This is a genomic window from Bacillus sp. FSL K6-3431 (assembly GCF_038002605.1).
Classification (GTDB): domain Bacteria; phylum Bacillota; class Bacilli; order Bacillales; family Bacillaceae_C; genus Lederbergia.
The window spans coordinates 3355295-3380038 of record NZ_JBBOCT010000001.1; the positions used below are offsets into that span (position 1 = coordinate 3355295).

20 protein-coding genes and 1 tRNA gene are annotated in these 24744 nt (G+C 37.9%); all 21 read left to right on the forward strand.

Translation table 11 applies throughout. The features are described from left to right. Nucleotides 1–293: 293 nt before the first annotated feature. The 21 genes from glmU to ftsH all read left to right on the forward strand — a co-directional run bounded on the left by glmU (nt 294) and on the right by ftsH (nt 24598). On the forward strand, nt 294–1667 hold the full coding sequence (gene glmU / locus MHB53_RS16225; RefSeq protein WP_340920247.1) for a bifunctional UDP-N-acetylglucosamine diphosphorylase/glucosamine-1-phosphate N-acetyltransferase GlmU: 1374 nt from the start codon (nt 294–296) through the stop codon (nt 1665–1667). A 13-nt stretch (nt 1668–1680) separates the two neighbouring features. Next, a complete protein-coding gene (locus tag MHB53_RS16230) occupies nt 1681–2640 on the forward strand; it encodes a ribose-phosphate diphosphokinase (RefSeq protein ID WP_340920249.1) in 960 nt (319 codons plus the stop codon). A 227-nt stretch (nt 2641–2867) separates the two neighbouring features. Next, nucleotides 2868–3479, forward strand: a complete 612-nt coding sequence (locus tag MHB53_RS16235) for a 50S ribosomal protein L25/general stress protein Ctc (RefSeq protein WP_445661531.1) — start codon at nt 2868–2870, stop codon at nt 3477–3479. A 216-nt stretch (nt 3480–3695) separates the two neighbouring features. Next, entirely contained in the window at nt 3696–4259 is a 564-nt protein-coding gene (pth, locus tag MHB53_RS16240; RefSeq protein ID WP_340920254.1) for an aminoacyl-tRNA hydrolase, read from the forward strand. Nucleotides 4260–4328: 69 nt separating this feature from the next. Continuing rightward, a complete protein-coding gene (locus MHB53_RS16245; RefSeq protein ID WP_340920256.1) occupies nt 4329–4559 on the forward strand; it encodes an anti-sigma-F factor Fin family protein in 231 nt (76 codons plus the stop codon). A 198-nt stretch (nt 4560–4757) separates the two neighbouring features. Continuing rightward, on the forward strand, nt 4758–8270 hold the full coding sequence (gene mfd, locus MHB53_RS16250) for a transcription-repair coupling factor (protein ID WP_340920258.1): 3513 nt from the start codon (nt 4758–4760) through the stop codon (nt 8268–8270). Between the two features lie 397 nt (nt 8271–8667). Next, nucleotides 8668–9204, forward strand: coding sequence for a stage V sporulation protein T (gene spoVT / locus MHB53_RS16255; protein ID WP_340920261.1), 537 nt, complete (start codon nt 8668–8670; stop codon nt 9202–9204). 356 nt (nt 9205–9560) lie between these two features. Next, nucleotides 9561–11156 carry a putative polysaccharide biosynthesis protein gene (locus tag MHB53_RS16260; protein WP_340920264.1) on the forward strand — a complete coding sequence of 532 codons (1596 nt, stop codon included), beginning with the start codon at nt 9561–9563 and terminating at the stop codon, nt 11154–11156. After that, on the forward strand, nt 11156–12619 hold the full coding sequence (gene mazG / locus MHB53_RS16265; protein WP_340920266.1) for a nucleoside triphosphate pyrophosphohydrolase: 1464 nt from the start codon (nt 11156–11158) through the stop codon (nt 12617–12619). The genes MHB53_RS16260 and mazG overlap by 1 nt, the downstream gene beginning before the upstream one ends. Nucleotides 12620–12644: 25 nt before the next feature. Further along, nucleotides 12645–12911: an RNA-binding S4 domain-containing protein gene (locus MHB53_RS16270; RefSeq protein ID WP_340924777.1), complete on the forward strand. Its 267-nt coding sequence runs from the start codon at nt 12645–12647 to the stop codon at nt 12909–12911. 911 nt (nt 12912–13822) lie between these two features. Beyond that, nucleotides 13823–14128, forward strand: coding sequence for a sporulation protein YabP (gene yabP / locus MHB53_RS16275; RefSeq protein ID WP_340920268.1), 306 nt, complete (start codon nt 13823–13825; stop codon nt 14126–14128). Next, a complete protein-coding gene (yabQ, locus tag MHB53_RS16280) occupies nt 14125–14766 on the forward strand; it encodes a spore cortex biosynthesis protein YabQ (RefSeq protein WP_340920270.1) in 642 nt (213 codons plus the stop codon). The genes yabP and yabQ overlap by 4 nt, the downstream gene beginning before the upstream one ends. A 12-nt stretch (nt 14767–14778) precedes the next feature. Beyond that, nucleotides 14779–15183 carry an FtsB family cell division protein gene (locus tag MHB53_RS16285; protein WP_340920273.1) on the forward strand — a complete coding sequence of 135 codons (405 nt, stop codon included), beginning with the start codon at nt 14779–14781 and terminating at the stop codon, nt 15181–15183. Nucleotides 15184–15255: 72 nt separating this feature from the next. Then, on the forward strand, nt 15256–15678 hold the full coding sequence (locus MHB53_RS16290) for a S1 domain-containing RNA-binding protein (protein ID WP_340920275.1): 423 nt from the start codon (nt 15256–15258) through the stop codon (nt 15676–15678). Nucleotides 15679–15838: 160 nt separating this feature from the next. Further along, nucleotides 15839–15912, forward strand: a tRNA-Met gene (locus MHB53_RS16295). Between the two features lie 277 nt (nt 15913–16189). Further along, nucleotides 16190–18670, forward strand: a complete 2481-nt coding sequence (gene spoIIE, locus MHB53_RS16300) for a stage II sporulation protein E (protein WP_340920278.1) — start codon at nt 16190–16192, stop codon at nt 18668–18670. 110 nt (nt 18671–18780) lie between these two features. Next, nucleotides 18781–19512, forward strand: a complete 732-nt coding sequence (locus tag MHB53_RS16305; RefSeq protein ID WP_340920281.1) for a VWA domain-containing protein — start codon at nt 18781–18783, stop codon at nt 19510–19512. Beyond that, nucleotides 19487–20413, forward strand: coding sequence for a protein kinase domain-containing protein (locus MHB53_RS16310; protein ID WP_340920283.1), 927 nt, complete (start codon nt 19487–19489; stop codon nt 20411–20413). The genes MHB53_RS16305 and MHB53_RS16310 overlap by 26 nt, the downstream gene beginning before the upstream one ends. Nucleotides 20414–20501: 88 nt before the next feature. Next, nucleotides 20502–21926, forward strand: a complete 1425-nt coding sequence (gene tilS, locus MHB53_RS16315) for a tRNA lysidine(34) synthetase TilS (protein WP_340920285.1) — start codon at nt 20502–20504, stop codon at nt 21924–21926. Beyond that, nucleotides 21923–22474 (forward strand): hypoxanthine phosphoribosyltransferase, encoded by a 552-nt coding sequence (gene hpt, locus MHB53_RS16320; RefSeq protein ID WP_340920288.1) that lies wholly within the window; start codon nt 21923–21925, stop codon nt 22472–22474. Before tilS ends, hpt begins: the two co-directional genes overlap by 4 nt. Before the next feature lie 90 nt (nt 22475–22564). Continuing rightward, nucleotides 22565–24598, forward strand: coding sequence for an ATP-dependent zinc metalloprotease FtsH (ftsH, locus tag MHB53_RS16325; RefSeq protein WP_340920290.1), 2034 nt, complete (start codon nt 22565–22567; stop codon nt 24596–24598). The last annotated feature ends 146 nt before the right edge of the window (nt 24599–24744 follow it).

The following is a 24744-nucleotide window of genomic DNA, read 5'->3' on the forward strand; positions in this document are numbered from 1 at the left end:
TAACCTTAGAGTTAGGTTCTTTTTTTTGATTAGAATGTATAAGTTTAATTGGGTACAATGGATAATGTATCCATACTCTATCTGTTCATGGTATCTTCGTTTCAGTAGGTGAATTTACAAATAACTAATTTATCTTCTTACACTTCAGTTCTTATTATCGATAAATAATCACATTAAACTGTACCTTTTTTCGACAAATTACATGGCAAATTTGTGCTTATTCTATCGTTTTCTTGAAAAAACACGCAATTTAAGATATATTCATAATGGAAAATAACATTGGAGGACCGTTTATGACAAAAAGATTCGCTGTAATATTGGCCGCAGGGCAAGGAACTAGAATGAAGTCAAAACTATACAAAGTGCTCCATCCAGTTTGCGGTAAGCCAATGGTTGAGCATGTAGTCGACAATACTTCAAAACTCAAAGTGGAACAAACAGTAACGGTAGTTGGACATGGAGCGGAAATTGTTAAAACATACCTAGAAGGAAAAAGTGATTTCGTTCTTCAAGAGGAACAGTTAGGAACGGCCCATGCGGTAAAACATGCGAAAGATATATTGTACGGAAAAAAAGGAACGACACTCGTCATTTGCGGGGATACGCCACTTATAAAAGCTGAAACGATGGAAGCTTTATTGAAGTATCATGAAGTACAAAAGGCTAAAGCGACAGTATTAACTGCTATAGCGGAGCAACCAGACGGTTATGGCCGTATTATTCGTAATTCCGATGGCTCCGTGGAAAAAATTGTGGAACATAAGGATGCAAATGAAGAAGAAAGAAATGTAAATGAAATTAATACAGGAACATACTGTTTCGATAATGAAATATTATTTAATGTGCTCGATCAAGTGTCGAATGAAAATACACAAGGAGAGTATTACCTTCCTGATGTAATTGAAATATTAAAGCATGCGAATGAACATGTTACAGCATATCAAACGCCAGAATTTGAAGAAACATTAGGTGTCAATGACCGTGTTGCTTTATCAGAGGCGGAAAGGATCATGACACAAAGAATTAATGACCAACATATGCGTAATGGGGTTACGTTAAAGGATCCAATGAGCACATATATTGATGCAGATGTTATAATAGGATCCGACACAATCATTCTTCCTGGAACGATAATACAAGGGAAAACAGTAATTGGGGAAGATTGTATAATAGGTCCTAATAGTGAATTGAAAAATTCTAATGTTGGTGATAATACAATCATTCGTCAGTCTGTTATTCACGACAGTACGGTTGGAATGCATGTAAATATTGGTCCATTTGCCCATATTCGTCCAGAATCCATTATTCATGATGAAGTAAAAGTTGGAAATTTTGTAGAAGTGAAAAAGTCGGAAATTGGCAAACGTAGTAAGGCATCACATTTAAGTTATGTAGGAGATGCAGAAGTTGGATCAGATGTAAATCTTGGATGTGGCTCAATTACAGTCAATTATGATGGAAAAAATAAATTTTTAACAAAAATAGAGGATAATGTATTTGTGGGATGCAATTCAAATCTTGTTGCACCTGTTACAATTGGTAAAGGTGCATTTATTGCGGCGGGTTCAACGATTACAAGGGATGTACCCGGGGAAGCCCTTTCTATTGGGCGTGCCAAGCAAGTGAATAAAGAGAATTATGTCAAGAAACTAAATTTGAATAATTAATTGGAGGCTCGACATGTCAAATCAATATCTTGACCCTAGTTTAAAAATATTTTCATTAAGTTCAAACCGTGCTTTGGCGGAAGAAATTGCAGATGTAATAGGATTGGAACTTGGAAAATGCTCCGTAAACCAATTTAGTGATGGAGAAATTCAAATAAATATTGAAGAAAGTATCCGTGGTTGCGACGTATATGTTGTGCAATCTACAAACGAACCTGTCAATCATCATTTGATGGAATTACTCATTATGATTGACGCGCTAAAGCGTGCATCGGCAAAAACAATTAATCTTGTAATGCCTTATTACGGTTATGCCCGTCAAGATCGCAAAGCAAGAGCACGTGAACCTATTACAGCTAAGCTTGTCGCTAACTTAATTGAAACAGCGGGTGCAACTCGCATGATTAATCTTGACCTCCATGCCCCTCAAATACAAGGTTTCTTTGATATTCCAAATGATCACTTAATGGGAGTACCTATTTTGGGAGACTATTATAAAGAGAAAAATTTTAATAAAGAAGATATCGTCATCGTCTCTCCAGATCACGGCGGTGTAACGAGAGCAAGAAGGCTAGCAGATCGCTTAAAGGCACCAATTGCAATTATTGATAAACGCCGTCCGCGTCCGAACGTGGCAGAGGTAATGAATATTGTAGGTAATGTCGATGGGAAAATTGCTATTTTGATTGATGATATTATTGATACTGCTGGAACGATCACACTTGCTGCGAGTGCACTGAAGGAAAACGGAGCAAAACAGGTGTATGCATGCTGTACACATCCGGTACTATCAGGACCAGCAATCGAAAGAATCCAGAACTCAGAAATCGAAGAACTGATTGTTACAAATTCAATCGCTCTTCCAGAAGAGAAGAAAATCAGCAAAATTAAAGAACTATCAGTAGCCGCTTTACTAGGCGAAGCAATCATTCGTGTGCATGAGAATCAATCGGTAAGTACGTTATTCGACTGAATCGCTTTTACAGAAGTTAGTGAATTTAGTGCATTAAAGTACCATCTACGGTAGAAGACAAGGAAACCACGTTACGACTCCACATCTATAGTCACATTGTGGTAAGTCTTCTAAGATCTAAAAATTACAGAAATATTCCATAATAATAGATGTTTATTCATTATTGTGATAGGGTAATGATAGGGATATTGACAATTTTTTAATTTACAGGAGAGTGAATGATACAGATGAGTACAGTATTAAAAGCACAGACACGTACAAATGAGCGACATTCGCAATTAAGTGAACTACGTTCAGAAGGGGACGTCCCAGCTGTAGTTTACGGATATAATGTGGAAAATACACCGGTTTCTGTGGAAAGCAAAAGCTTTCTAAAAGTAATGCGTGAAGTAGGAAGAAATGGTGTTATTTCACTTGATTTAGAAGGAAAGAAATTAAATGTAATTCTCCATGAGTATCAAGAAGACCCAATACGAAAAGAAGTTATTCATGCTGATTTCCTAGCTGTAGACATGTCAGTTGAAATCGAGGCGAATGTTCGCGTTGAATTATCTGAAGATGCTGCAGGAGTGAAATCTGGTGGAGTGCTTCAACATATTCTTCATGAGTTAACAATTACTGCAAAGCCAGATGATATTCCTGAAGTTATTGAAGTAGATATTTCTGGTTTAGAAATTGGCGAAAGCGTAACAGTAGCTGATGTACGTGGAAATTATTCCGTTGTCATCAACCATGAAGACGAAGAATCTATTGCTGCAATTACACCTCCTAGAGAAGAGGAAGCAGAAACAGAAAATGCTGGAGAAGCTTCTACAGAAGGACAAGCAGAAGAAAAATAAAACATGTTAATCATTAAATTGAGCGCAGCCCCGGGAGGCTGCGCTTTATTATCGTTAGATAAAAAGGAAGTTTTTTTACATTAACAAAAGCATACATCAGTTTCCAAAAAATTAACTAGCGTTTATAATGGTTTTTAGAATGCTTTGTATAATTTTGATTGTGTGGATAATACTTTTCTGTATAATAAAGGTATATGTATACTGGAGTGGTACTAAATGAAATTAATTGTAGGATTGGGAAATCCCGGCTCAGCATATAATAAGACGAGGCATAATATAGGCTTTGAGGTAATTGAGGAGCTGGCTAATCGATTTGCTATGCCGTTAAATCAAAATAAATTCAATGGTGTTTATTCTTTGATTCATCGAGGTGGATCAAAAGTTATTTTATTAAAACCATTAACATATATGAATTTATCTGGTGAAAGCATACGTCCGGTTATGGAATACTATGATATAGATATGGAAAATGTACTCGTCATTTATGATGATTTAGATTTGCCTGTTGGTAAAATTAGACTTAGGCAAAAAGGTAGTGCTGGTGGACATAATGGTATTAAATCAACAATTGCAAGCCTTGGAACCCAAAATTTTAATAGGTTAAGGGTTGGAATAGATCGGCCACCACTTGGTATGAAGGTTCCCGACTATGTGTTAGGCAAGTTTCGTAAGGAAGAAATGCAAGAGATGCAAACAGTCGTACAAACATGTGCTAATGCGTGTGAAAAGTGGTTAGAAAAACCCTTTATTGAGGTAATGAATGATTTTAATATAAAATAATGAATAACTCCAGGCAATAGCGATCATAATATAGATATGTTTGTATTTGTATTGCAAGGAGGTTATTCCATGCTAATTCACTACCAATGTCGTCATTGTGCGGCCAAGATGGGTACTATTGAAGGCGTTTCTTTGAATATTGAACAACTAGGGATCCATCTATTAACTAATGAAGAAAGACAAGAAATGGTCGCTTATCATTCGAATGGAGACATTCATATTCAAGCAATTTGTGAAGACTGTCATGAGACGCTTCTTAAAAACCCCGATTTGCACCAGTATGATTATCTCATTCACTAAAAGCTTTGGAGTAGAAATCCAAAGCATTTTTCTGTTTACTACACGGCGTGACAAGTCAGCTTTGTTCCACATCATGTTACTGGATGTTCTTCGCTTACAAAGAGCTTTTATTTTTCCATTCGGATTTAGGGTGTAAGTTGGGCCTAATCGAGTGCTATCTGTTTTGTTATGGTTACTTTTTGAAAAGAGGAGATTGAAATGCACGGTTTAGAGAAAATGATAATAGAACAAAATGAAATACAATCAATTATTGCTGGGGTGGAAGAAAACCTACCAGAACAGCTAATAGCGGGGTTATCCGGCTCTACAAGAGCGGTTTTTATAGCAGCGGCAGCGAAACAAACAGGAAAATCAATTGTTGTCGTTACACATAATCTTTTACAGGCACAAAAGTTACATGACGACCTGGCACAATTTATCGATGATGATCAGTTGTTTTTATACCCATCAAATGAATTAATTGCGGCAGAGTTAAGTATTGCAAGTCCGGAATTACGTGCTCAACGAATTGAAACTCTTAACTACATGGCGTCCGGGCGACGCGGTGTTTTTGTTGTTCCAATGGCAGGCTTAAGGAAAATGATGCCATCGCCGTCTGAATGGAAACAATATCAGCTTCATTTAGAAGTAGGAAAAGATATTGATATGGAAAAGGACATGCTTACACTAGTGGAGATGGGATATAGTCGATCTGAAATGGTAAGCGCACCAGGTGAATTTAGCGTGCGTGGGGGGATTTTAGATATTTATCCGCTTACAGAAGCAGATCCAATCAGAATTGAATTATTCGATACAGAGATAGATTCTATCCGTGCTTTTTCCATTGATGATCAGCGGTCTAAGGAAAAGGTGGATCAAATTGTAATTGGCCCTGCGACTGAGACACCAATTAACACTAGTAAGTTGCCGCAGATTGCTGCTCAGTTAGAAGTGGATCTTTCTAAGTCTTTAAAAAGGCTAAAAAGTGAAAAATCAAAAGAACGTATGGCTGAAAATATCGGAATAGATTTAGAACAATTTCGGAATGGGCAAAAACCAGAGAACTTTTTCAAATACTTATCATATGCCTATCAACCCGCTTCAAGCTTACTAGACTATCTATCTAGTGATACTTTACTTATATTTGATGAAATGAGCCGCATTCATGAAATGAATGAGCGGCTTGAAAAAGAAGAGGCTGAATGGTATACAGCGCTCTTGGAGCAAGGGACCATTATTAATGATATCGTGGTATCCCATAAGCTGGTTCAGCTTATTTCCAGTCATAAGTTTACGCGAGTTTATTTATCATTATTTTTAAGACATATTCCGAATACAAGTCCGCAGAATATTGCAAATGTCTCGTGTAAGTTGATGCAAAATTTCCACGGGCAAATGCATTTATTAAAGACGGAAGTCGACCGTTGGCGTAAAAATGACTTTTCTATTACCTTTTTAGCGCCGGATGTGCAAAGAGCAAAGAAAATACAATCAGTTTTACTCGATTATGAAATTGAAGCAGCAATAAATGAAGATTCAACAAGAATATTATCGGGTATTCAAATTTTAGAAGGGTCATTACAAACTGGTTTTGAACTTTCATCATCTAAAATGGTTGTAATTACTGAACAGGAAATTTTTAATAAAAAAACAAGAAAACCAAAAAGTCGACAAAAGCTCTCCAATGCAGAGAGAATAAAAAGCTACTCTGAGTTGCAAATCGGTGATCATGTAGTTCATGTTAATCATGGGATAGGTAAGTATCTAGGTATAGAAACACTGGTGATTAACGGTGTTCATAAAGATTATCTCCACATTAAATATCAAGCGGACGACAAATTATATGTCCCTGTTGAGCAAATTGATCTTGTGCAAAAGTACGTAGGCTCTGAAGGAAAGGAACCTAAAGTATATAAGCTTGGTGGTAGTGACTGGAAACGCGTGAAGAAAAAGGTTGAGTCTTCTGTTAAAGATATAGCTGATGATCTCATTAAACTTTATGCAGAAAGGGAAGCAGCTAAAGGGTATGCATTCTCTCCTGATGCTGATATGCAACGCGAATTTGAAGCTTCCTTCCCATATCAAGAAACGGATGACCAACTTAGATCCGCACTGGAAATTAAGCGTGATATGGAACGAGAGCGACCAATGGATCGACTTTTATGTGGTGATGTTGGGTACGGTAAAACAGAGGTAGCGATCCGTGCCGCTTTTAAAGCGATTCATGATGGAAAGCAAGTTGCGATCCTTGTGCCTACAACGATTTTGGCCCAGCAACATTTTGAAACAATAAAAGAGCGGTTTCAAGAGTTTCCTATAAACATTGGGTTATTAAGCCGTTTTCGATCTAAAAAGCAACAAACAGAAACAATCAAGGGAATAAAAAATGGAACAATAGATATCGTTATTGGTACCCATCGTCTATTATCTAAAGATCTCCATTTTACAGACCTTGGATTGCTTATTGTCGATGAAGAGCAACGTTTTGGTGTCACCCATAAGGAAAAAATTAAGCAGCTAAAGGCTAATATTGACGTTTTAACGTTGACTGCGACGCCGATTCCTCGAACGCTTCATATGTCTATGCTTGGGGTTCGTGATTTATCTGTCATTGAAACGCCACCAGAAAATCGTTTTCCAGTTCAAACATATGTAATGGAATACAACGGTTCCCTTACGAAGGAAGCAATTGAACGTGAGCTTGCGAGAGATGGTCAGGTATACTTTCTATATAATCGTGTGGAAGATATTGAACGAAAAGCAGAGGAGATTGCTCTACTTGTACCAGATGCTAGAGTGGCATTTGCGCATGGCCAAATGCAGGAAGCAGAACTTGAAGCTGTCATATTAAGTTTTCTTGATGGGGAATTTGATGTGTTAGTAACAACGACTATTATTGAGACAGGGGTAGATATTCCCAATGTCAACACATTGATTGTCCATGATGCCGACAGAATGGGGCTTTCACAGTTATACCAGTTAAGGGGTCGTGTTGGACGATCAAATCGGGTCGCGTACGCGTATTTTACCTATCGACGAAATAAAGTTTTGACAGAGGTAGCAGAGAAGCGACTGCAAGCGATTAAGGAATTTACAGAATTGGGTTCCGGTTTTAAAATCGCAATGCGCGATTTGTCTATTAGGGGAGCAGGTAATTTGCTTGGCTCTCAACAGCATGGATTTATTGAATCGGTTGGTTTCGATTTATATTCACAGATGCTCAAAGAGGCGATAGATGAGCGTAAAGATGGCGGACATGTAAAAGCTATCCCCACGTTTGAAGTTGAACTTGAACTTGACGCATATATACCTGAATCATATATAGGTGATGGCAATCAAAAAATTGAAATGTATAAACGGTTTAGAACGGTTGAATCGCTTGATGAATTGGAAGAATTGCGTGATGAAATGGTGGATCGGTTCGGTGACTATCCGCAACAAGTCGACTACTTGTTGACAGTTGCAGAAATGAAAGTATATGCACGTAAAGTAAAACTAGAATCCATTAAACAGTCTAAATCAGATATTGCCATCTTTATGTCACCGGAGGGAACAGCTGAAATAGATGGGAAAAAAGTATTTGATATATGTAGTAAACACGGAAGAAATGTTGGGTTAGGAATGGACGGGGATAGATTGAAAATAAGTCTGAAAATCAATCGAATGCATACGGATGAATGGTTAGCTGTGTCCAAAGAAATAATGCAAGGGCTAGAAGAAGCAAAGAAATAGTGCTATTTGAGGATGTTCAAAAAGTCACCAAATGATAAACGAAGAATTTCTTCGTTGCTCGGTTTTTCCGGTTCTCACGTATTAAAAGCATACGCTGTGATCATCAAAACCTTCGCGCCTCGAACTTCTTGTTTCTAATTTGGCACCTTTTTGAACACGCACTATTGGGGGCTGTTGGTTTTAGTCGTGGGCTCTTTCATACATATGATTAGATAAGGGGAATTTAGGATAAATTGAAAATACTAGCCAATAATTGAACTTATTATGTATAGAACTTTTGATCTGAAAGATACTAAATTCAATAGCTAGTATTTAGGAACTGGATCGTTCGGAAGCTAATCAAGAATTATAACTAGAAGTTTCCGAAAAATCATCTGATGAAAGAGAGGCAACTAAGATGAAAGCAACTGGTATTGTTCGTCGTATTGATGATTTAGGAAGAGTGGTCATCCCAAAAGAAATTCGTAGGACACTTCGGATTCGAGAGGGAGATCCTTTGGAGATTTTTGTTGATCGTGATGGCGAGGTAATATTAAAAAAGTATTCTCCAATAAACGAGTTGGGTAGCTTCTCCAAAGAATATGCAGAGGCCTTGTATGATAGCCTAGGAAGCACTGTTTTAATTTGTGATAGGGATGAAATTATTGCGGTAGCGGGAAGTTCAAAAAAAGATTATTTGAATAAAAATAATGGAGAAGTTATTGAAAAGGCGATATCAGAACGAGCAAGCCATCTAGAAAGAAAAGCGGGTAAGACCTCAATAGTAGATGGTTATGAAGAAGATATTGAATCCTATTCCATCGCCCCAATTATTGCAAGTGGCGACCCAATTGGAGCAGTAGTCATTTTTTCAAAGGAAGAAAGCATCGGTGAGGTCGAACAAAAGTCTGTAGAAACCGCAGCAAACTTCCTAGCAAGACAAATGGAATCATAATAAGAAACGCGGGAGCACCCGTAGAGCGACGTACAAACTGCCTTAAGATATGGCGGCAGTAGTCGAAGATCCACCGAGATAAAGGAAGAGCGTAGGATTCGATGTTGAATTATCATAGGAAAGTATATCCTGAAATTTGCTAGTTCGGTGGACACCTTAAAACACCACGTCATGTGTAGCGTGGCTCCTGCGTGGCATAAGACAATAAAGAACAACGGTCCTAGTGCCATGTCATGTGGCAACGCTGTTGTAAACCACTTCGTGTGGACCTAAGGATCAAGCATCGTGCTTGGTCCTTTTAGTATGTTATAATACATTCGCTTTATAATATAACTTAGAAGGGCGAGGGGCGTTTGTTGTATAAGGAATCAAATGAATTCATTAAGAGTGCGCTTATATTATCAGCCGCTGGTTTTGTTGTTAAAATAATGAGTGCCGCCTACCGTGTACCTTTTCAAAATATCGTAGGTGATATCGGATTTTATATATATCAGCAAATATATCCGATTTACGGGATTGCTGCTGTCCTTGCAACATCTGGATTTCCAATTATTATTTCTAAATTAGTTGCAGAAGACAGGCAAAAGGATCAAAGGCAACTTATTTATAAATTACAAGCGGTTTTTTTTACACTACTTTTTATAGGAATTAGTTTCTTTGGGGTGTTTTTTTTCGGAGCGAGCACGGTTGCTGGTTGGATGGGAGACCCACTTCTGGCACCGCTTATACGAACAATTTCTTTTATTTTTCTGTTTTTACCATTTCTATCGATGTGGCGCGGTTATTTTCAAGGAAAAGGAGATATGAAGCCAACTGCGGTGAGTCAAGTGGCTGAGCAATTTGCCAGAGTTATTGTCATTTTATTACTAGCATCGCTACTAGTCGCAAAGCGGTATTCCTTATACGACGCTGGACGTGGAGCACTTGTTGGCTCATTAGTGGGAGCGATCGTCGGAGTCGGTTTATTAACGTTATTTGCAGTTCAAAAAAAAATAATCAGTGGCTTTTTCATTAATGGCCTTACGTTAAAACAATTTTATCGAACTGCACAAATTGTGTTGATTCACGGAACAGCAATATGTATAAGTGGTATGGTACTTATTTTATTTCAATTAATTGATTCATTTAGTTTATATTCACTTCTGCTCGATACTGGGATTACCGTTGACTATGCAAAGAGTTTAAAAGGTGTCTTTGACCGAGGACAACCACTCATTCAACTAGGAACGGTAGCTGCTGCTTCATTCTCTCTTGTGCTTGTGCCGCTAATAACTACTGCTTGGAATCAGAACAAAGTCGAGTTATTAAGGGTGAAGGCGCAAAGTGCCATCAAGTTGAGTATGATCATTGGAGCTGGTGCGGCAGCGGGGCTTGCAAATATTATTCGACCAACTAATGTAATGTTATTTGAGACTGCTTCCGGTTCAGATGCCCTAACCATCTTATCAGTATCAATATTTTTTAGTTCTATTATTTTGGTCTGCTCAGGGGTCTTACAGGGCCTTGGCCATGTATTTACACCATCAAAATACATTTTAATTGGTCTCGTATTTAAATGGGCGTGTAATTATTTCTTTATACCGATATTTGGTATGATGGGTGCAGCTCTCGCCACTGTTTGTGGACTAGCTATCATAGCATTTTTGCTCGTACAAAAACTACATAAAAGAGTGGACATTCTACCTGTGATAAAATTGATTTTACCACACCTTATTTTCGCAGTTGTTTTGATGACTGCTAGTTTGCAAATATGGCAAATTGTCTTAGCGGTAACAGGCTACTCTGGAAGGATATACAACACTTTTTTGGCGTTTTCAGGGGTCACCATCGGAGCCATCGTTTATCTTGCTGTCATCATACGTAAAGGTTTATTAACGGAAGAAGAAATGAGGATTTTACCATTTGGATCTAAGTTAGGACGAATTGGAAAAAAAGAAAGGAGGCGATATTAATGGGGAGAATACTGATTCTAGGCCTAGGTGCGGGAGATATAGACCAATTACCACTCGGTGTTTACAAAGCATTGAGGAGTGAGAAGCACCTTTATTTAAGAACGAAAGAACATCCAGTAGTGGATAGTTTTCCGGAAGAAAACATTGTTTACACATCATTTGATGCAATATATGAAAAACACGATCAATTTCCTGCAGTTTATGAGGAAATAACAGAAACATTATTAGAAAAGGCTGCTAAAAATAATATCGTCTATGCTGTTCCAGGGCATCCTATGATTGCTGAGAAAACAGTTCAGCTTCTGCTCGAACGTGGGGAGGAGCAAGGTATCGATATAAAGATAGGTGGTGGACAAAGCTTCCTAGACAATTTATTTGCGGCAGTACGAGTAGATCCTGTAGAAGGCTTTCAATTATTGGATGGGACATTGCTTCATAAGGCAGATATCAAGATTAATCAACATATAATTATTGCTCAAGTATATGATGCTTTTGTTGCTTCAGAGGTAAAACTGACATTGATGGAAAAGTATCCCGATGAATATGAAGTGCAAATTGTCACTGGTGCGGGCAGTGAATTAGAAAATGTGAAAATAATTCCGCTTTATGAGTTGGATCGGCATGCGGAACTTAATAATCTTACAAGCGTCTATGTGCCACCGATACCTGCAAGGGAATTTGCCTATAAGGAATTTTCCACATTACACAAGATTATTGCAGATTTAAGAGGTCCAAATGGTTGTCCGTGGGATAAAAAACAAAGTCATTTATCATTAAAAAAATATTTGATTGAAGAAGCTTATGAATTATTGGATGCCATTGATCGCGATGACATCGATAATATGATTGAAGAGCTGGGAGATGTCCTACTGCAGGTGATGCTCCATGCCCAAATTGGTGAAGATGAGGGAATGTTTGCAATAGAGGATGTAATTGAAGGTATCTCCGCAAAAATGGTTCGACGTCATCCTCATGTTTTTGGTGATACCAATGCTAACACTCCAGAAGATGTCATTGCTAACTGGGAAAAAATTAAAAGAGATGAAAGAAAAATGGAACAGCCGCAATTATCCTTGTTAGATGCTATTGGGAAAGGACTTCCAGCAATGCTAAAAGCTTTTGATTATCAAAAGACAGCTGCGAAGGTAGGGTTTGATTGGGATCGTCCAGAAGAAGCTTGGGAAAAAGTCACCGAAGAGATGCAGGAATTTGCAGTTGAAATGGCGAAAGGGAATAAGCGAGCCCAGTTGAATGAGTTAGGGGATTTATTGTTTGCTGTAATAAATGTGGCTCGATTATTAGGTTTCCATCCGGAAGAAGCATTGCAGGACACAAATGAGAAGTTTAAACGTCGTTTTTCTTTTGTAGAATCGAAGGTGGCAGAAAGCGGTCTTACGTTTGAAGGCTTTAGTTTGGAAGGCTTAGATCGATTTTGGGATGAAGCGAAAAAACAGGGATTATAGGAGAGGATGAAAAGCGATGACAACGATGCGACTGGATAAATTTTTAAAAATATCACGCCTAATAAAAAGACGAACTTTAGCGAAAGAAGTAGCTGATAAAGGCCGGATTACGATGAATGGTCTGCAGGCAAAAGCTAGCTCAAATGTAAAGGTTGGCGATGTATTAGCGATTCAATTTGGACAAAAGCTTGTAACCGTCAAAATCGAAATGTTGCAGGAATCTACTAAAAAAGATGATGCAGCAAATATGTTTACAATTGTGAAAGAAGAAAGACTGGGCGAAAAAAAATAATGCGAGAAAACCATAGTTAAAACCGAGACCACTGAATAACATTCGGCTTTTCAAAGAGATTAATAGCAGGAATAAGAAAAATCGGTTAAAAACAACATACCTGGTCCTTTTATAACTACTCGAATATGAGTGTTGATTTCCGTTCTAGGTGCTCGCTTTCCGCTTTTCCGTGAGCCTCCTCGGTGTGTTACCATCCTGCGAGGGCTCGTACCTTTCACTTCAATCAAGCAGTGGGAATTTGGCTAGAAGTATAAACAAAGCTTTTCATTTAACAATGAAGGATGTTGTTTTGCCTTTTTAGTACTCCAATTACCCTTGCAAAAAAAGAGACGACTCACAAAATTCTAAAAGTGAATTTTGAGTCGTCTTTATAATCGATATTTTAATCAATTAGTTTTAATAATCGGTTACTAATTATTTTTAGCAGGTTCCGTTGATTGGAGTGAAAGGCGGCGAATCCTGAGGGATTAGCGTGACAGGTGAGACCCTGCAAGGAGCTATTACGGAACGAAGCTTAAAGGCGCCACTTCGCGTGGCGGCGTTTTCGTGACCAACATCCTGTTGGAATCAGGCGGCTCACTGCACGCCTGGAGCGAAAATCAACAGTATTCTATAATGGATCCTTACATTATAAGCACCTTTTCAATGCTCTCTTAAAAATGCAGTGTGTGTTTTTTTTGAAAGTGACTTTACATTTTTTGGTCAGAATAAAGCCGATTCGTTGAGAATTGCGTCAAGACTTAGATTCGCATTGGGATAGCATTGTTATAGAAGGCTAAGATCTTAACCATTTTCAACTTCAAAGAAAGGTTGGTCTATTCTAATAATTGGATCTTAAATAGGGCTTGTTCTATTTGGTTCATTCCACTCATAAGTATGTAATAAAATCAGTGCGAAAAAGAGGGATGAATATGAGCCAATTTTATGAGCCAGCAGCTACAGGGAAATCAGTACCGGTAGAACATGATATAACTATGAGAGGGAGGAGATTAACAGATATTACGGGGGTAAAGCAGGTAGAAAGTTTTGATAATGAGGAATTTTTACTAGAAACTACAATGGGCTTTTTAGCGATCCGTGGACAAAATTTACAAATGAAAAACTTGGATGTTGATAAAGGTATTGTATCGATTAAAGGTAAGGTATACGATCTAGTTTATCTCGATGATCAACATGGGGAGAAAGCCAAAGGGTTCTTCGGCAAATTGTTTCGATGAGTCTATCTGTCCAATTGTCCACCATGCTTGCCATGATTGCCATGGGAAGCTTTTTTGGCGCAACACTTGATACGTATCAAAGGTTTTTAAAGAGAAACAAGCGAAAAAGGTTCATCGTGTTCATGAATGATATTTTATTTTGGATCCTTCAAGGAAGCATCATTTTTTATATTTTATTTCTCGTAAATCATGGGGAACTGCGCTTTTATCTTGTGCTTGCCCTTTTATGTGGATTCTCAGCCTATCAAGCATTAATCAAAAAGTACTATTTAGCAATCCTTGAGTATATAATTATTTTTATTCAATCTACTGCCCTCTTTTTTTACAGATTATTGGATATAATGGTATATCGACCGTTGAAATGGTTTGTAATATTTATCATTAGCTTACTTTTATTAGCAGTAAGACTTCTTTTGGTACTTGTAAAAATAGTAATAAAAATGTTATTATGGATGTTAAAGATCATCCTATACCCAATTTTGTTATTAGGAAAAGGAATCTGGACACTGCTTCCGAAGCCAGTGCAAAAAACAGTTAGGCGATTAAAGGTTTGGTTCGTGGGCTATTTTGCACTTTTAGAAGATAAATTAAGTAGTATGTTTTCCCTTTTTCAAACTATCTTTAGCAAATTAAAGTAAGGAGGCCTCAAGATGGGAGTTAAAAATCGAATGCCAATTGCTTCATTGGAAACAAATTTTATGAAGCAGCAAGAAGTTTCGAAACGAAGATCAGTAAAGAGAAAGAAACTACTAATTCGCAGATTATCTGTATTTCTCATCTTGGTGCTTGCTTTATCTTATTTGACGATATCCAGTTTTATATCTAGAACCTCGCTTCTCGAGGCAAAGAAGGAAGAAAAACAAATGCTAGAGGAAACGCTTGCCAAGCTAGAAAAAAAGCAAAGTATGCTTGAAAATGAAGTCATCAAACTAAATGATGATGAATATATAGCGAAATTGGCAAGGAGTGAATATTTTCTTTCTGACAAGGGAGAAGTAATCTTTAACATCCCTGAAACAAAGAAAAAAGAAAAGGAAGATAAAGTGCCATATTGACACTTTTTTTCGAAGTCCTATATAATATAGAATAAGTGTTATTTTTATACTTTAAGGAGGATAAATTTTTTTATGTCGATCGAAGTAGGCAGCAAGTTACAAGGTAAAATAACAGGCATTACTCATTTTGGGGCGTTTGTAGAATTGCCCGGCGGTTCAACAGGACTTGTTCACATTAGTGAAGTAGCCGACAATTATGTAAAAGACATCAACGAACATTTAAAAGTTGGTGAAGAAGTTCTTGTGAAAGTTTTGAATGTTGAGAGTGACGGGAAAATTGGATTGTCTATCCGTAAAGCGAAAGATCAGCCACCAGCTCCAGCTTATTCTAGTCCGCGACCACGTCAAAACAGAAATAATAATAATGACTTTCGTCCAAAAGAAAACTTTGAGCAAAAAATGAGTAGGTTTTTGAAGGATAGTGAAGACCGTTTATCAACGTTGAAACGTAGTACGGAATCTAAGCGCGGTGGACGTGGCGCAAGGCGAGGTTAACTTGCTGTCTGTTTTTTTATCTAAATGATAAATCCATGATTCTCGGATTTATCATTTTTTTTGGATAAAATTGTACTTTTAAACTGTTTTTATCTACGTGTATTGACAATTTTTTTGAGAATATGTACAATGGACATTGTGCCTTTTATAAAGGAGCAATGGCGGCGTAGCTCAGCTGGCTAGAGCGTACGGTTCATACCCGTGAGGTCGTGGGTTCGATCCCCTCTGCCGCTATAACAAAAAACGTAAGGAAGGAACGTCGGACTAATATCATCGCGTCCTGCGGCAACGCCGACGCGATCCACACTCGACACCTGCTGATATGACCCACTTCGTGTGAGTCTTATGAGGAAAGCGCATGTATTTTACCAACTGGTAAATCCTTGCGCTTTCTTTTTTTTTGCCCAAATTAGTCGAATCATTCTTTGTTTTCACTACATCAAATTGACAAAATTTTAATATAAGTCCATTTATAATGAGAATCATTATCCACAATGGGGAGTGTTAAAAAATGGGAAGAGGAGAACGAGTACTGACAGAGTCAAAAAGTAATGTAGATTTAGAGGCGACCAAGTGGAATATAGAGAATGGGTTCAGGAAGGTACAGCAAAAGATTGAATATTTATTTTTGCAAAAAGGGATTGCACTATTAATCGTTGCTATGTTGTTAGGACGAGCATTGATATTGTCCCAGCTTACTCCATTTGCTCTACCTTTCTTTGCAGCTGTCTACATACTAAGAAAGGAAAAGGCACCGCTTGTTTTATTTGGACTACTTGCAGGCTCTCTCACATTATCGATTGAGAAAGCTGCCTTCACATTCACATTATGTACTTTGTTTCTGATTCTTTTTCAGTTGAGCAAGAAATTAGTAAAACCTTCGTTGAAAGTTCTTCCTTATTTGGTCTTTTTCTTAACATTTTTCACAAAATGTGGTTTCACTTACATTCAGAATGGACAAACCCTAACAAGTTATGATGGATTTATGTCGAGTGTAGAGGCTGGTTTGTCTTTCGTTCTAGTTTTCATCTTTATGCAAAGCATCCCATATTTAAACTCCTACAATAAAAAGAAAGTGCTAAAAACAGAAGAAGTAATTAGTCTTATTATTATGCTCGCATCCGTTATGACAGGAACAATTGGTTGGACCTTGTACGATTTATCTATTGAGCATATTCTTTCGCGTTATCTAGTTATCCTCTTTGCTTTCACTGCAGGAGCTACAGTAGGTTCAACTGTTGGCGTGGTAACAGGTCTAATTTTTAGTCTAGCTAGTATCTCTAGTCTTTTTCAAATGAGTCTGCTCGCATTTTCGGGATTATTAGGAGGATTGCTGAAAGAAGGAAAGCGAATAGGGACAGCAATTGGACTTTTAGTGGCTACATTGTTGATTGGAATGTATGGTGAAGCGAATGTATCATTGGTCGAAACAATGTACGAATCACTTGCTGCTGCATTTTTATTACTTATTACTCCTACTAGTTTTACAGAAAAACTAGCGCGACATATACCCGGTACACCAGAATATGCGCAAGACCAACAGCGTTATGCTCGTAAGATTCGTGATATTACAGTTCGGAGGGTTGAACAATTTTCATCTGTTTTTCACGCATTATCCAATAGTTTTTCACAGCCGGAAAAATGGAGTGATTCGGAAGATGATCAACAGGAATTTGATTTATTTTTAAGCAATGTAACAGAGAAAACTTGCCAAACATGTTTTAAAAAAGATCAATGTTGGGGAAATCACTTTGATAAAACATATGAATTAATGAAAGATGTTATGCATGATATGGATGAAAATACTGGTGCAGTTCAACCAGCTGTATACCGAGATTTAGATAAACATTGTAATAAGGCAAAAAAAGTACGTGATGCTATATACCAAGAATTAAATGTTCATCAAGCTAATCAACACCTGAAAAAACAAGTTCAGGAAAGCAGGAGAATAGTTGCGGAACAACTGTTAGGTGTGTCTGAGGTAATGGGGGATTTCGCTAAAGAGATTAAAAAGGAACAGGAAAATCATCATCGTCAGGAAGAAATGATGCTCGATGCACTTCAAGAATTTGGAATAGATGTAGATCAAGTAGAAATATATAATCTTGAAGCTGGGAACGTCGATATTGACATCACGATTCCAAGTTACAAAGGTCTAGGTGAATGTGAAAAAATTATTGCACCATTATTATCAGATATTTTAAATGAAACAATTATCGTTCACAGTGAAGAGTATTCAGACCCGTCAATGGATATTTGCTATATCACGTTTCGATCTGCAAAAGCATTTGTTGTTGAAACCGGCGTAGCGCATGCGGCAAAAGGAGGTGGCTTCCTCTCTGGTGATAGCTATTCAACGATTGAATTAGGTCCTGGTAAGTTTGCTATAGCTATTAGCGATGGAATGGGCAATGGTGAACGAGCACATCACGAGAGTAGTGAAACATTAAAATTAATGCAAAAAATTCTTCAGTCAGGAATTGAAGAAAAAGTAGCTATTAAATCTGTGAATTCTGTCTTGTCGCTTAGAACGACGGATGAGATCTTTTCCACACTTGATTTAGCGATGATTGATTTGCAAAATGCTCAAGTGAAATTTTTGAAGATTGGATCTACTCCAAGCTTTATTAAACGAGATTCAAAGGTGATAAAAGTGGAGGCTGGAAATTTACCTATGGGAATTTTACAAGAGTTCGATGTCGACGTAGTATCTGAACAATTACGTGCGGGGGATCTATTAATTATGATGAGTGACGGAATATTTGAAGGACCGAAGCATGTGGAAAATTACGAATTGTGGATGAAGAGGAAATTAAGAGAAATAGAAACGAATGACCCACAAGCAATTGCCGATTTAATCATGGAGGAAGTAATTCGGACAAGATCAGGAGTAATAGCAGATGATATGACAATCGCTGTCGTAAAAATTGTTCACAATACACCAAAGTGGGCGGCTATCCCGTTGCGTAATAGAAAAATGAAAATCTCTTAATAAGGACCAATGCTTTATAAAGTATAAAAACACCTTCATCAGGCGAGGATGGTAGCAAGATCGTTGAATTGTAAATCTGACTGTTCTACTACAAGATGGAGGGAAGTAAATTGACTAAAGGGAGTCTTAAGCAAATTTTGCTAATTACTGATGGGTGTTCCAACCAAGGAGAGGACCCTGTCGCTGTGGCTGCGCTAGCCAATGAGAATGGGATAACTATAAATGTAATTGGTGTCATTGAAAATGATACGATCGAAGAAAAAGGGATGAAGGAAATTGAAGAGATCGCTGCATCTGGTGGAGGAATTAGTCAAATTGTATACGCGGAACAGCTATCACAAACTGTTCAGATGGTCACTCGGAAAGCGATGACGCAAACGTTACAAGGGTTAGTAAATCGAGAATTAAGACAAATATTAGGCAGCAAGACTAATTTAGAAGAGCTTCCTCCTGATAAACGCGGTGAAGTAATTGAGGTAGTAGATGAGCTTGGTGAAACAGCAGATCTTCAAGTGCTTATTATGATCGACACAAGTGCGAGCATGACACATAAACTTGAAACTGTAAAAGAGGCATTACTAGATCTATCCTTAAGTTTAAATGCTCGAATGGGAAATAACCAATTCTCTGTATTAGTATTTCCCGGGAAAAGAAAAGATGTGGAAAAGCTATTAGACTGGACTCCAAATTTAGAGCTATTAACGCGTATTTTTCCTAAGCTTGCTACGGGAGGTATTACACCCACAGGTCCGGCGCTTAGGGAGGCTATGTCTTACTTTAAGAAGAAGCGCTCCTTAAGGAGGCTGCGATCAGACGATGAATACATGGAAGAATCAATGTAAGTTCCCGGTAAATACTACAGTGGTGGGAAAATGGCATAGGAATAACTATCGACTAATTAAGCAACTTGGTGAAGGCGCAAATGGTGTCGTTTATTTAGCTTCTGGCAATCACGGCCATTTAGCTTTGAAGATGAGCCCTGATAGTTTTTCAATCACATCAGAGGTAAATGTCCTGAAAGCATTTGCAAAGGCCCAGGGTGCTACCCTTGGGCCTTCTTTACATGATGCCGATGATTGGGATGTAAGTGGAGGTCGTATACACTTTTATACAATGGAGTATATTCAAGGACAGGATTTGCTTTCTTTTATTCGTAAAAAAGGACATGCGTGGTCAGGGGTAATGATTGTGCAACTGTTAGACGTTTTGGAAAAGTTGCATAGTCAAGGTTGGATTTTTGGTGATTTAAAACCAGAAAATTTAATCGTAACAGGTCCACCGCCAACGATAAGATGTATTGATGTTGGTGGGACTACTTTAAAAGGAAGGGCCATTAAGGAGTTTACAGAGTTTTTTGATCGTGGTTATTGGGGTTTGGGATCGAGGAAAGCTGAACCTTCCTATGATTTATTTTCTACAGCGATGCTAATGATTAACTTATTTCACCAAAATAGATTTACTAAAAAGAGTCATCCCTACAAACAGTTAATTGAAGTCATTCGTTCGGATCTGGAGTTAGCCAAGTTTGAAATACCTTTAAAAAAGTCAATTAGCGGAGAATATGAAAATGCTGGAGAAATGAAAGCTGATATACTTTCTGTGCTATCTACCGGTTCGGTTAATAAGTCTACTTCTAGAAGTTTACAACGTAGGAAACGGCAAAATAATTTTTTAGAAACGGTGGCACTCCTGATTTTTACAGTCTTTTTATATGTATTTTATATATATGGATATATCCTATAGTACTTGTCGCTACAAGGAAGGCAATGGAAATGGTAATATTATAACCAGAAGAATGTATTTCGAGTAATGATAAGGGGAAGGGTTTGCCATGTTGAATCTTGAAAGAAAAACAGAGTTATTTGTGGGGACACAATCTTTAATAAAAGAAGGCGATTATATTGTTGTTGCTGTATCAGGTGGCCCAGATTCTATAGCAATGCTTGATTTTCTAGTAAACAGACAGAAACAATACGGTATAAGACTCGCTGTTGCACATGTGGATCATATGTTAAGAGGGAAAGAGTCGTTATTAGATCTTGAATATGTAAAAACGTATTGTTCCAATCATGATATTCCTTTTAAAGCAATTTCCATAGATATTAAAAGTAAAATGGAAAACGATAAAACAGGCTTACAAGAAACAGCAAGAACATATCGGTATCGTTTTTTAGAAAATGTGATGCAGGAGCTTCATGCAAATAAACTGGCCGTTGGTCAGCATGGCGATGATCAGATTGAAACGATACTTATGCGGTTAACGAGAGGGAGTAGAGGGATATCTCGAGCTGGTATTCAGGTGAAGCGTCCATTTGGAATTGGTGAATTGATCCGACCGTTACTTGGTGTTTCAAAAAGGGAAATAGAAGAATACTGCAGTGAAAAGGGTCTACAACCACGTTATGATGGAAGTAATGATAAGCCTACATATACTAGGAATCGATTCAGAAAGGATGTACTTCCTTTTTTAAAGGAAGAGAACATTCGTGTCCATGAACAATTTCAACGATTTAGTCAGGATGTTACAGAGGAGGAATTGTTCTTACAGGAATTAGCAGAAGAGCAAATGAAAAAAATGTGTCAAGAGTTTGGCGGTCATGAAATTAGTTTAAATATCAGCTTGTTTAAGCAAGTACCTTTGCCTTTACAAAGGAGAGTGATTCATCTAATATTAAATTATCTTTATCAGCAAATGACGCTTGACTTGACAGCGTTGCATATTAATTTGATCCAACAGCTTATAAAAAGTGAAAATCCATCAGGGAAAATGGATCTTCCCAATGGTCTAAAAGTAATAAGGTCTTATGGAGAATGCAGGTTTACTTTTGTTAAAGTAGAGAAAACTCCAGAATATTATTACGAATTAGAGGAAAATAGCCATGTTCTACTTCCGAATAATCTAACCATTCAAGTAGAAAAAGTAAATGGTGATATAATGAAGGATCAAGAAGATACACTGATACTCGATCCCAATACAATCCAGTTTCCTATCATTGCTAGGACAAGGCGACCTGGTGATCGAATGAAAATAAAAGGGATGAATGGGTCGAAGAAGGTTAAAAGTATTTTTATCGAAAGGAAGATACCTTTGCAGGATAGGGAAGATTGGCCAATTATTACGGATAATACTGGTCAAATCCTTTGGATCCCCGGACTCAAGAAATCCTGTTATCATACTTCTCCAAACAAAGAACATCTTTATTACAGCATACACTGTAGCAACCAAACAATTCCTAGGGGGCAACCAAATCAATGAAGCAAGATATTGAAAAAGTATTAATTACTGAAGAAGAAATTAATGAGAAAATACTTGAAATTGCTGGTCAACTAACTGAAGAATATGATGGGCGCTTTCCGCTCGTTATCGGCGTTCTAAAAGGCGCTACACTCTTTATGTCAGATTTACTAAAGAGAGTGGATACATATTTGGAAATGGATTTTATGGATGTGTCTAGTTATGGAAGGTCGACTATTTCTTCTGGGGAAGTGAAAATTCTTAAAGATTTAAATACTCCAGTTGAGGGTAGGGATATCCTAATCATTGAGGATATTATTGATAGCGGCTTAACGTTAAGCTACCTCGTCGAACTATTCCGTTACCGCAAAGCAAAGTCCATTAAAATTGTTACACTACTTGATAAGCCGACTGGAAGACAAGCGGATGTTCAAGCCGATTTTGTTGGATTTATTGTCCCAGATGCATTTGTAGTAGGATATGGTCTCGACTATGCTGAGAAATATCGTAATCTCCCGTATATTGGGATTTTAAAGCCCGAAATATATGGGAAGAATGAAGAGGAATAAAAAATTGAAAACAAGGTTGAAGTGTTGTAAAGCTGGAAATATCTATGATACTATTGAAGTTAGTTTTTTTACTGTGGGAGGAGGTAAGTAATGAATCGAATTTTTAGAAATACAATCTTTTATTTACTCATTTTTCTCGTTCTTATTGGAATTGTTAGTTGGTTTAACAATAGTAATGAGACGACAAAGAATATATCTTACGATCAATTTGTAACCCACCTGGAAAGCGGAGATATTAAAGAGTTTTCAATGCAACCAGAACGTGGTGTATACGTTATTCAAGGTAATTTGAAAGGTGCAAAAGAAGGCGAGATATTTGAAACCTATGTAATGAATAGCCCGGTAATGCTAGATCGAATTGATGCTGCATCATCGAAAGTGGAAGTGATGCCTGCAAAAGAGACGAGTGGATGGGTATCCTTCTTCACGATGATTATTCCGTTTGTTATAATCTTTATTCTCTTCTTCTTCCTAATGAATCAAGCGCAAGGTGGAGGTAGCCGGGTAATGAACTTCGGTAAAAGTAAGGCGAAGCTCTACACGGAGGAGAAAAAGAAGGTACGCTTTAAAGATGTTGCTGGAGCTGATGAGGAAAAACAAGAACTTGTAGAAGTTGTTGAATTCCTGAAAGATCCACGTAAGTTTTCAGAATTAGGTGCTAGGATTCCTAAAGGTGTGCTATTAGTTGGGCCTCCGGGTACTGGTAAAACATTACTTGCTAGAGCTGTAGCTGGAGAATCTGGTGTGCCGTTTTTCTCCATTAGTGGTTCCGACTTTGTAGAAATGTTTGTCGGTGTTGGTGCATCACGTGTACGTGATTTATTTGAAAATGCGAAGAAAAACGCACCATGTATCATTTTCATTGATGAAATTGATGCAGTAGGTCGTCAGCGGGGAGCGGGTCTTGGTGGCGGTCATGATGAGCGTGAGCAAACGTTAAACCAATTGCTAGTTGAAATGGACGGATTTGGTGCGAACGAGGGAATTATTATTGTTGCAGCAACGAACCGCCCTGATGTGCTAGACCCTGCGTTATTGCGTCCAGGTCGTTTTGACAGACAGATTACAGTGGATCGCCCAGATATTAAAGGACGAGAAGCTGTATTAGAAGTACATGCTCGGAATAAACCATTGGATGAATCTGTAGACTTAAAAGCAATTGCTGCTAGAACTCCTGGTTTCTCTGGTGCAGATTTAGAAAACTTATTGAACGAAGCAGCACTGGTTGCAGCCCGTCAAGATAAAAAGAAAGTTGATATGTCTGACGTCGACGAAGCGACAGATCGTGTTATCGTCGGTACTGCTAAAAGAAGTCGTGTCATTTCTCAGAAGGAACGAAATATTGTTGCTTACCATGAGGGTGGTCACACGATTATTGGATTAGTCTTAGATGAAGCGGATGTTGTTCATAAGGTGACGATTGTCCCGCGTGGTCAAGCTGGAGGATATGCTGTGATGCTTCCGAAAGAGGATCGTTACTTCATGACGAAGCCAGAACTGTTGGATAAAATTACTGGTCTTCTTGGAGGTCGTGTTGCGGAGGAAATTACCTTCGGTGAAGTATCTACAGGTGCTCATAATGACTTTCAACGTGCAACTGCAATTGCTCGTAAGATGGTAACAGAATACGGCATGAGTGATAAGCTTGGACCATTGCAGTTTGGTCAACCTCAAGGAGGGCAAGTTTTCCTAGGGCGAGATTTGCATAATGAACAAAACTACTCGGAAGCAATTGCGTACGAGATCGATATGGAAATTCAACGAATCATTAAAGAGTCTTACGTACGTGCGAAGAAAATCTTGTTAGAACATCAAGATAAATTAATATTGGTTGCGAAGACATTGTTAGAAGTAGAAACATTAGATGCGGCGCAAATCAATCATTTATTTGATCACGGCACACTTCCGGAACCTAAAACAATCAATAATGATAATGATGAATCATCCAATTTTACTGGTGGATCTAGAGATCAAGGTGATGAGACTGGCGATTTAGGAATCGACGAGAATCGTAAGGATATTCTTGAGGATTTACCACCGATGGATTCATATGAATCTGAAACAGATCGTGGAAAATTCGGTCCAACCAATCCTGTAAAGGACGACGAGAAGCCGAAGGAATAAAACAATGTATGTAGAGAAAACATCGCTTATAGCGATGTTTTTTTACACCGAAAAATAAAAGTCATTTAGGAATAATTCAGATGGAATTCAGTGTTTTGGCAACGTGATACAAGTCTTTACGATGAGATGAAATGAGGACCAGCAAG

Excerpts from the sequence above, each read along its gene's own strand:
- ftsH (WP_340920290.1), top strand. The coding sequence starts at position 22,565 with ATGAATCGAATTTTTAGAAATACAATCTTTTATTTACTCATTTTTCTC.
- yabQ (WP_340920270.1), top strand. The coding sequence starts at position 14,125 with ATGAGTCTATCTGTCCAATTGTCCACCATGCTTGCCATGATTGCCATG.
- spoVT (WP_340920261.1), top strand. The coding sequence starts at position 8,668 with ATGAAAGCAACTGGTATTGTTCGTCGTATTGATGATTTAGGAAGAGTG.
- MHB53_RS16270 (WP_340924777.1), top strand. The coding sequence starts at position 12,645 with ATGCGACTGGATAAATTTTTAAAAATATCACGCCTAATAAAAAGACGA.
- spoIIE (WP_340920278.1), top strand. The coding sequence starts at position 16,190 with ATGGGAAGAGGAGAACGAGTACTGACAGAGTCAAAAAGTAATGTAGAT.
- pth (WP_340920254.1), top strand. The coding sequence starts at position 3,696 with ATGAAATTAATTGTAGGATTGGGAAATCCCGGCTCAGCATATAATAAG.
- MHB53_RS16235 (WP_445661531.1), top strand. The coding sequence starts at position 2,868 with ATGAGTACAGTATTAAAAGCACAGACACGTACAAATGAGCGACATTCG.
- MHB53_RS16245 (WP_340920256.1), top strand. The coding sequence starts at position 4,329 with ATGCTAATTCACTACCAATGTCGTCATTGTGCGGCCAAGATGGGTACT.
- mfd (WP_340920258.1), top strand. The coding sequence starts at position 4,758 with ATGCACGGTTTAGAGAAAATGATAATAGAACAAAATGAAATACAATCA.
- MHB53_RS16290 (WP_340920275.1), top strand. The coding sequence starts at position 15,256 with ATGTCGATCGAAGTAGGCAGCAAGTTACAAGGTAAAATAACAGGCATT.
- yabP (WP_340920268.1), top strand. The coding sequence starts at position 13,823 with ATGAGCCAATTTTATGAGCCAGCAGCTACAGGGAAATCAGTACCGGTA.
- hpt (WP_340920288.1), top strand. The coding sequence starts at position 21,923 with ATGAAGCAAGATATTGAAAAAGTATTAATTACTGAAGAAGAAATTAAT.
- MHB53_RS16310 (WP_340920283.1), top strand. The coding sequence starts at position 19,487 with ATGAATACATGGAAGAATCAATGTAAGTTCCCGGTAAATACTACAGTG.
- glmU (WP_340920247.1), top strand. The coding sequence starts at position 294 with ATGACAAAAAGATTCGCTGTAATATTGGCCGCAGGGCAAGGAACTAGA.
- MHB53_RS16285 (WP_340920273.1), top strand. The coding sequence starts at position 14,779 with ATGGGAGTTAAAAATCGAATGCCAATTGCTTCATTGGAAACAAATTTT.
- MHB53_RS16230 (WP_340920249.1), top strand. The coding sequence starts at position 1,681 with ATGTCAAATCAATATCTTGACCCTAGTTTAAAAATATTTTCATTAAGT.
- tilS (WP_340920285.1), top strand. The coding sequence starts at position 20,502 with ATGTTGAATCTTGAAAGAAAAACAGAGTTATTTGTGGGGACACAATCT.
- mazG (WP_340920266.1), top strand. The coding sequence starts at position 11,156 with ATGGGGAGAATACTGATTCTAGGCCTAGGTGCGGGAGATATAGACCAA.